The organism is Embleya sp. NPDC055664, assembly GCF_053618075.1.
On sequence record NZ_JBSHGZ010000083.1, the window covers coordinates 1 to 7,097 of the forward strand.

Genomic DNA, 7,097 nt, shown 5'->3' on the forward strand with positions numbered 1-7,097 from the left:
ATCTGCTATTGCCTGGTGGGCTCGGATTTGTTTATAAGACCCCGGCGGGGGGCGTGGGGGGGCGGGGGGGGGCGGGCGGGGCGTACCCCGCCGGACGGGGCCGCGCCGCCGGGTCCGGGAGGGCGCGGCCTCGCCGAGATTCCGCGGGACAGGCCCTCAGGCCCCGGAGCCGGGGGGGAACGGCTCGGGGGCGGGCTCGGGGGTTCGGTCGGTGGGGGCGTCGGTGGGCGGATGGGGTTGGTCGGGGGTTGGTTCGGCGGGGGGACGTGCGTCGGGCCCGTCGGTGGGCTCGGCCGGGGGAGATGAGTCGGGCCTGTGGGTCGGTTCGGCCGGGGGAGATGGGTCGGGTCTGTGGGTGGGCTCGATGATCGGGGAGGGATCGCGGCCGGTCGGCGGTTCGGTGATGGGGGGTCGGCCGGGGGCGCCGGCGGGCTCCCGGCGGGGAGTTGCCTCTCGGCGGGCCGAGACGGCGGGTGAGCCGGTGGGTGTGCCTGCGGCCGGGGTGCGGGATGTGGCCGTCGCGGTCGATTCGGGTGCGGGGCGGGCCGAGGTCGGCTCGGCGGTCGAGGATCGTGCGGAGACGGCCGCGGCCACGGATTCGGCCGGTTCCCTGATGGCCACCGGCTCCGCCGCCCGCGGCTCGGCGGCGGGGGTTTCGGCCCCGGCCTCCTCCTCGGCGAACCACGCGGCCTGGTCCACTCCGGAGCGGGCCACCGGCGCGGGTACCGGCGGCAGCACCGGAGGAATGGTCGGCAGTACCCGGGCCAGCGCCGCGCCGAGGGCATGGCACACCACCACCAGCGGCGTGCCGGGCAGACCGACCCGACCGTGTCGATCGGTGAGCAGCGTCCGGACGTGTCCCCGTCCCGGCCCGCCGAGCAACAGCCGCAACGGGATTTCGTCGCCGGGTGGTTCGGTCAACTCGGGCGGCGGCGGATCCGGCAGCTCCGGGGTCACCAGGAACGTGGGCAGCCCCAGCCGGGGCGGCCTGCTGCGAGCGGTCCGGTACGCCTCCCGCACCGGCTGTCCGGCCACGTCGCGGTGCACCCCGTCGGCGACCACGACCTGACCGCTCGGCAGCCTGACGTCCAATTGGGCCGCGACCGCCTGGAACAGGGCCGGCCCCGAACGCGGATCGCCCTGTACACACACCATCGCCGGACCGACCACGAGGTCGACGAACACACACTCCCGGTCCCGCTCGCCCAGGGCGACGACGACCGGCCTGGTCCCTTCCGCGTCCGGCGTGACCGACGGCAACTCCGCCCGAACGGCCGTCCAGGCCCACGGATCGTCGGCTCCCGCCCGCCAAACGCCGCGAGGCGACGGCATCCCGGCGGCGGCGAACAGCACCGTCACCGTGTCCTCGCCGACGACGGCGGCATACGGCTGCGCGGGCGCCGCGGCGAACTTCGCGGCCACCAGAGCACGTTCCGCGTCCCGCCAGGTCGTCGCCGCACCCAGGCCGCGCACCAACACCCGTACCGAGCGCCGATACCGCAGCCAGGCCCGCACCGGGCCGCCGAACGCATGGGCGGTCAGCGCGATTTCCCGCCACAATCGCCGCGCCGCCGCCTTCCATCCGCCCATTCGCATCGCGAAGAACCGGAGGATCAGGAAGACCACGAGCGCGGCGGCGGAGATGCCGCCCCAACGGAGGATCGTTTCGCGGTGGTTCGCGAAGAAGTCGAGCGGATCGGTGTTCCTCATCTGCCGGGTAGCTCCCCACATCGGGCATCCACGACAGCACCCGACCGTGCTGCCGCGTGGTCCGCGCGACACTGTATGGAATTTCGGGTGCTCATCCGCCGCCGCGCTCCTCCAGGGCCTGGCGCAGGGCGCGGATCGCGTAGTAGGTACGGGACTTCGCCGTTCCGACCGGAATGCCGAGCAGTTCGGCGGCCTGCTTGAGGTCACGATCGCTCAACACCGTCTCGGCGATGATCTCGCGATGCGCGGCGGTGAGCGAGGGCAGTGCGTCGGCGACGGCCATCTTCCAGAGCAGGGGCTCCCACTGGTCGTCCGCCAAAACGTACTCCAGGGGTTCCGGACTGCACTCCTGGGGCCGGGAACGGCGCGCGCGGCGGTCGTCCATGACGATTCGGCGCGCCACCGTCGCCAGCCACGGCATCAGGTTGGAGGTGTCGTCGGCGATCGTGCCCGCGTGCCGCCATGCGCGCAACATGGTCTCCTGGACCACGTCCTCGGCCCACGGCCGGTCTCCGCCGGTGAGCTTGAGGCAGAACGACAACAACGGCGTGGAGTATTGCCGATAGACGCGTTCCGCCAGGTCCGCGGGTTCCGTGAGGTCCGCCGGCTCGCCGTCGGGTGTCGAGCAGGCCTGGCCGCCGGTGTCACGGCCTCGGGTACAAAAAGACGTCACGGGCCCGGACCCTCGCTTCCCGGATGTGTGTCGGCTCGAACCGCGAACACTAACCACGGCGTGTTACAAGGTTGTTGGATCTGCGCTGGATTTGAGGATTCGCAGGCCGCCGCCGAAAATCCAAGTACGGGCCCGGGCAAGGCCGTTGGCGAGCGTCGATCTCGGGTCCTGCCATCCGGAACCCTCCCTCTCTCCGGCGACCGCGACACAACGGCGTTCATCCACACCTCCGAACCGAGGTTTCCCTCCGCACACGCGCTCCGCCGTTCGCGGGTTGCATCCCCTCGATCCGAAAAACCCGGGCGGAGGGGTGACGTGTCCGTGGCCGCCGATACCTTCCCCGCGTGGACCGGACGGCCACCGGGCCGACCGCGCACGAGGATAGGAAGCCGAGAGCCCATGTCCATGTGGTTGATGCTCGCGAAGGTCGAACCGTCGGTGCCGGCGGCGGTACCGGAGCGGCCCGAACTGATCGAGACGCTCTTCTTCGACCCGGCCGACGAACCCGAACGAATCGACCCGTGCGACCGACCCGATGCGGAGCAAGCGGCGGTGCTCCCGGGCGAGTTTCGTCCGCGCGCGGACTCCTACAGGTTCGACTACCGCCTGTTGGCCGCGGTCGCGGAGAGCCGGGCGCAGGCCGAGCAGGGCACGGCCGACTGGGAGACGGCCTTTCCCTGGTTGGCCAAGGCGACCGGGCACGAGTGCGACGAGGTCGAGGAGTACGAGTTCTGCTACGGACCCGCCTTCGTCCTCGCTCCGGACGAGGTCCGTCGGGTGGCCGAGGGCCTGGTCGCCGAAGGCTGGGCCCGCGACGGCGGGGCGGCCCGCTGGGACGAGGAGCGCGAGGAACACGAACTGGAGGACCTGGGTCCGTTCTTCGCCGCCGCCGCGGCCGAGGGCAGGGCCGTGATCGGCGGGGTGGACTGAGCCGGGTGGACCCCGTCGTATCGGCCGATGGGCGCAGCCCGGCGTGCCTTCGACCGATTCGTGGGTAAAGCTTGCGATAACTCAGGGTATGTGTCGCCGGCACGCGGTGCGCACGGGTCGCCGGGAGATGTGGGTATATGACGATCGATCGACGAGGGTTCCTGACCGCTTTGGGGGCCGGCGGTGCGTTGTTGCTCACGGGGTCGACGGCCGACGGGTCGGTGCGGGGCGCCGTGAGCCGGTCCGCGCCCCGGGCGCGGATGCACGCCGGGACGCGGGTGCCGACGGCCGGGCCGCCGGACTGGTCGGCGTTGAAGGCGCGGCTTGACGGTCGGTTGCTGCTGCCCGCGGACCAGGGATACGACGTGGCCCGGCTCGGCTTCAACGAGCTGTACGACGGGCAGTTGCCGGCGGCGGTGGCCCGCTGCACGTCGGCGACGGACGTACAGAGCTGCCTGGACGCGGCCCGAGGCCACGGCGTGCCGATCGCCGCGCGCAGCGGGGGGCACAGCTACCTCGGGTACAGCGTGCCCGACGACGGGCTGGTGATGGACCTGCGGCCGATGGCGCGAATCGAGGTGCACGACGACGGCACGGTGGACGTCGGCGCGGGCGCCCGGCTGATCGAGGTCTACGCCGGACTGGCGCAGGCGGGCCGACTACTGCCGGGCGGCTCGTGTCCGACGGTGGGGATCGGCGGGCTGACCCTGGGCGGCGGGATCGGGGTGCTGACCCGCAAGTACGGGCTCACCTGCGACCGGCTGGTCGCGGCCGAGGTGGTCACCGCCGACTCGCGCGTGCTCACCGTGTCCGAGTGCGCCGAGCCGGATCTGTACTGGGCGCTGCGGGGTGGGGGCGGCGGCAACTTCGGCGTGGTCACGCGGTTCACGTTCCGTACGGAGCCGGCGCCCCCGCTCACCGTGTTCTCGCTGCGTTTCCCGGCCGGCGCGACGCCCTCGGTGGTCGGGGCCTGGCAGGGGTGGATCGCGGACGCGCGACCGGAGCTGTGGTCGAACTGCGTGATCTCCGGCGGCACACCGCCGACGTGTCGCGTGGGTGGCTGCTACGTCGGCACGCCCGACGCGCTGAACCCGCTCCTGGACACGCTGATCGCCGCGGTCGGAACGCAGCCCGGCACTCGCAGCGTGCAGGCGAAGAACTACCTGGACGCAATGAAGTACATGGCCGGTTGTTCGACCGACACCATCGCCCAGTGCCACCCGACGTCCGAGGGTGGACGACTGACCCGCGAGGCCTTCGTCGCCGTCTCCCGCGTACTGACCGCCGCGCTGGACGGCCAGGCGGTGGTGGGCCTGATGGCCGGCCGCGTCGGGCTGGACCTGCTCCTGGACTCGATGGGCGGCGCCGTCGCCGAACTCGCCCCCGACGCGACCGCCTTTCCGCACCGCGAGGCCCTGGCCACCGCCCAGATCTACGCGAACACCACGCCGGCCGGCCAGGCGGCGGCCACCGAGGCGGTCGACGCGGTCCGCGACGGCCTGGCCGCACTCGGCGCGACGGGCGCCTACGTCAACTACATCGACGCGACCCTCCCCGACTGGGGCACCGCCTACTACGCCGGCAACCTCCAACGCCTGAAGTCGGTGGCCCACCACTACGACCCCACAGGCGTCTTCACCTTCCCCCGATCCGTCACCAACGCCTGACCCTCGCCGACCGTCGCGGTATTCGGTGGTGCGGCTCGGGATCCGGTGTCAGGATGGCGACTTCGGCGATTTCGGGAGGCCATCCGCGTGCCCACGCCTGCCGACTACCCGGAAGCGGCCCGTACGGAGAAGGACGGTTCCGCCCTGCATCGCCTCGCGCGGCGCCCTTACCCCTTCGTGTGGCACGCTTTGGCCGCCAATCCCCACACCCCGTCCGCCGTTCTGCGCCAACTGAGCACGGCCCGTGACGGCGTCTGGAACGACAACATGCTCCTACGCCTGTTGGCGGAGCACCCCGGCGCGGATCGCGTCGTGCTTCGGGCCGTGCTCGATGCCGTGGCGGCGAGGCTCGACGAGGGCGAACGGCCCTGTGCCGCGACGCTCGCCCTCGCGGATCGCCCGGAGACGGAGGCCGACGAGGTGCGGAGGCTCGGGACGCTTCGCGGCGCCTCCGCGCGCCTCCGCACCGGGCTTGCCCTGCGCCTCAGTGCCCGCGTTCGGGTCAGTGAGCCGCCTGGTACTTCGCCACGATGTCACCCGGTACCCGGCCGCGGGCGTTGATTTCGATGCCCTGGGCCTTGGCCCACTCCCTGACCTTCACCGGGTCCGGGCCGTCGCCGGTCTTGTGGGCCTTGACGGCGGTGCGGCGCGACGTGCCGGTCTTGCGGCCGGCGTGGAAGTACGGGCCGAGGGCGTCCAGCAGTTGCTGGTAGGTGTCCTGGCCGAGGTCGATCTCGTAGGTGACGCCGTCCAAGCCGAAGGTGTGCGTTGCGATGTCTTCACCCTCGTTGCCGGTGATGTCATCCGTGTAGAGCGTGACTACGCGCTGAGCCATTGGTGAGAATCCCCTTCCTGGGAGCGGGCTGATCGTAACGGAAAGGGGGTCCACGTCGCCTACCCGGCAGTCGGGAGATCAGGTGATTCGGTCCGCTTCGGAATTGTCGGGCGGCAAAAACGGCTTTGGATACGATCCGATCTTTATCCCGATCGCGCATCGAAGAGAAGCGTCGCATTTCCACGCGTCGCTATTGTCGTCGGGACGAAGTCCCGGTGTCGGTAGTTTTGCCATTGCTCCGGAGGTGGCGAGGGATCGGGGTCGCCGGCGCGGGGTCAGCCGGCGCGGGTGATCCAGGTGGTGCGTCGGGTTCGCAGCGCCAGGTCCTCGCGGTTGACGAGGCTTTGCGGGGACTCGGGGTCGAGGAGGCGGTCCAGGGCGGTGCGGTCCTCGGGGGTCAGGAGTCCGCCGATCCTGGTGCGGAGGCCGGTGAAGGTGGTGTGGGCGTAGCGGGACACCGCCGGGTTCCGCGAGGCGGGGACGTGCAACGTTCGGGTGCGTTCGGATTCGATGGCGAAGCCGGCCGCGGTGAGTTTGCCGGCCCAGTCCGCATCCCGGTGGGAGGCCATCGCCGCGTGTTGCCCGTCGATCGCGGCGTGGCAGCGATCTTCGAGGCCGGGGCTGTCCGCCGGGGCCGCAGGGGGGAGGAAGCGGGGGAAGGCGGTCAGTTCGATCATGACGAACAGGCCACCCGAAGACAGCAGTTCGCGGACTTGGCGCAGCGTTCGGTCCGGGTCGCTCATGTGGTGCATCGAGGCGGACGCCCAGACCAGCTCCGGGCGGCCGAGGTCGGGCAGGGTCGGGGTGCCGAGGTCGGCCCGCACGATGCGCAGACGCTCGTCCAAGCCGTCGGCGACCGCCCTGTCCCGCAGGCGATCCAGGTGGGCGGGGGCGGAGTCGACGGCCGTCACCCGGGAGTTCGGGAAGCGCCGGAGCAGGGCGAGCGTACCGGCGCCGGTTCCGCAGCCCAGGTCCACGATGTGGCGGGGGTCGGTCCCCGGGGGCAGCGACGCGGTCACGGCGTCGATGTGCTCGGCGAGGACTTCCGCGTCCAGGTCCAGGGTTTCCGTGAGGTCGGCCTCGGCGTGTTCGTGCTTGTGGGTGAGGTGCGCGCCGTGATGTGCGGGGTGGGTCATGCCGTCACGCTAGGCGGATCGCGCGCCGCCGACCCGATGGGTTGCCGGATGCGCAAGGTGATGCCGAGATGGGTTGCCCTACGCGCAAGGCACCAAGCGGGTGGCGGAGGGGGCGCGAATTCGCGCCCCCTCCGCCACCCGCTTGG

Annotated in this window: 5 protein-coding genes and 1 pseudogene; 2 read left to right on the plus strand and 4 right to left on the minus strand. The window is 71.7% G+C overall.

The features are described 5' to 3' along the window. Positions 1–156: 156 nt before the first annotated feature. The gene (locus tag ACWGR4_RS47960) at positions 157–1,710 is read right to left on the minus strand and encodes a hypothetical protein (RefSeq protein WP_452133958.1); all 1,554 of its coding nucleotides are present in this window, start codon (positions 1,708–1,710) and stop codon (positions 157–159) included. A gap of 91 nt (positions 1,711–1,801) precedes the next feature. Next, entirely contained in the window at positions 1,802–2,383 is a 582-nt protein-coding gene (locus ACWGR4_RS47965; RefSeq protein ID WP_380007849.1) for a sigma-70 family RNA polymerase sigma factor, read from the minus strand. A 399-nt stretch (positions 2,384–2,782) separates the two neighbouring features. Between ACWGR4_RS47965 and ACWGR4_RS47970 the strand changes: the two genes are divergently transcribed. After that, positions 2,783–3,313, plus strand: coding sequence for a hypothetical protein (locus tag ACWGR4_RS47970; protein ID WP_452133959.1), 531 nt, complete (start codon positions 2,783–2,785; stop codon positions 3,311–3,313). 137 nt (positions 3,314–3,450) lie between these two features. Then, positions 3,451–4,980 carry an FAD-binding oxidoreductase gene (locus ACWGR4_RS47975; protein ID WP_452133960.1) on the plus strand — a complete coding sequence of 510 codons (1,530 nt, stop codon included), beginning with the start codon at positions 3,451–3,453 and terminating at the stop codon, positions 4,978–4,980. 502 nt (positions 4,981–5,482) lie between these two features. Here ACWGR4_RS47975 and ACWGR4_RS47980 read toward each other — a convergent pair. Then, complete coding sequence (locus ACWGR4_RS47980; protein ID WP_380007840.1) at positions 5,483–5,815, minus strand: histone-like nucleoid-structuring protein Lsr2; 333 nt, start codon at positions 5,813–5,815, stop codon at positions 5,483–5,485. A gap of 566 nt (positions 5,816–6,381) precedes the next feature. Then, positions 6,382–6,951 (minus strand): annotated as a pseudogene (locus ACWGR4_RS47985) (class I SAM-dependent methyltransferase); the annotation flags it as partial. Positions 6,952–7,097: the final 146 nt, after the last annotated feature.